The 1,381-nt window shown below is 58.0% G+C and carries 2 protein-coding genes; both read right to left on the bottom strand.

The genetic code is table 11. The features are described 5' to 3' along the window. Nucleotides 1-330 (bottom strand): hypothetical protein (locus BST28156_RS34480; RefSeq protein ID WP_174904579.1); only part of this gene is annotated, 330 nt, incomplete at its 3' end. Nucleotides 331-527: 197 nt separating this feature from the next. Beyond that, the coding region (locus tag BST28156_RS34475; protein ID WP_437341313.1) for a hypothetical protein at nucleotides 528-1,381 on the bottom strand (854 nt) is incomplete at its 5' end.

The raw sequence follows: 1,381 nt of genomic DNA, 5'->3' as shown, positions 1-1,381 counted from the left end.
GCTCTTCGTCGTCGCGCTACTGCTATCGCTCTCGCTGACAAAGAGCGGCAACGCACCGCCGGTGTTCTTCCCGCTCTGCGGCCCATGCGTCGCGTAGCTGTTCCCTCCGTTGCCCACGCCGCCACCCGCGCTGATCCCGACACTGCTCGCAGCGTATTCCGAACGATTCCGGATATCCGAGAACGTCAGCGCCATGTGCTGCTCTCCGTCAATTACCGCTTCCAGCAATTGACCATCTCCCCCGATCACCACGACCGCATCGCCAATCGCGACATGACCGAACAGGAGATTCAGGACCGCATCCACCACGACGAACAATTCGCCGCTCAACAACGGCCTCGACGTCGTCGGCCTGCAACGTCAGCATAAACACCGAACCCGGCATACGCCGTGCTCGGTCGTTCAACTAAAAAAGATGTTCTTCAACACCACGTACACGATGAAGCCCATCATCGCCGCAAAACAACACCACCAGACGATTTTCTGTGCTCGCGTCTTCGGAACAGATGTAATTGACGGTCCCATGGCTACCACCTAACTCCCGTTTCACCTTGATCAACGGAGAAACCCCAACCAACAGATGCAGGATTGTTCGTTTTCCCTACGTTCACACCTGCACCGAAGCCGATAATGGTGGCCGTACCATTACCAGGCGACACCATAATGCCGCCTCCTAAACCACCATACAGTGCGGCCCCCCCACCTGCGTATCCGTCAGCAAAGTTATTTGTCTGGCCCGGCCTGACTGTACTCGTATTCAAATAGCCAGCCGATATATTCACGCCAGCACCAACCGTGTTCGGCAGCCCCATGTTCAATCCTCCGCCGAAGAATGCGTTTCCATCCCGTGTAAATGTCCCCCACACGCTTCCAACGAAGTAATCCACCTGGAAGTTCACGAAATCCGGTAACCGGAACAACCCCGGATTCTTGCCCGTCGTCGTCGACTGATACGAGAACCCGCTACCCTGTGCTCCCTTCGCAATATACGCCTGCAAATCAGGATCGCCCGGACCCAACGATTGCGTCCACACCGTCTGACCCGCCTTGTTCACGCCATACCGCGCCCACTCCGTCCCGTCCTGCGGCATCTCTCCCGACGCTACTCGCACATTGCCCGGCAACACCCCTCCATCGCTCATCACCAGATCCATTTGCGCCATCTGGTCTTGAATCTGCTGCATCGTATATTTTCCGGCGCTTTCCGCTGCCAGCTTCTTCGCCAGCGTCTGCTCCTTCGCCTTACCGTCCTCGTGCAACTGCCGATTAAACCAATCCACACTCGCCCCAGAGATCGCCCCAGCCCCAGCCCCACCCCCAACCACCGCCCCCGCCCCACCCGCCAGCAGGTTCGAAGCCAGATTCCCCAACAACGCATCCA

Source organism: Burkholderia pseudomultivorans (assembly GCF_902499075.1).
In the GTDB taxonomy this organism is placed as follows: Bacteria; Pseudomonadota; Gammaproteobacteria; order Burkholderiales; family Burkholderiaceae; genus Burkholderia; species Burkholderia pseudomultivorans.
The sequence above is the reverse complement of the archived record's forward strand: the minus strand, read 5'-3'. Positions and strand labels throughout refer to the sequence as shown.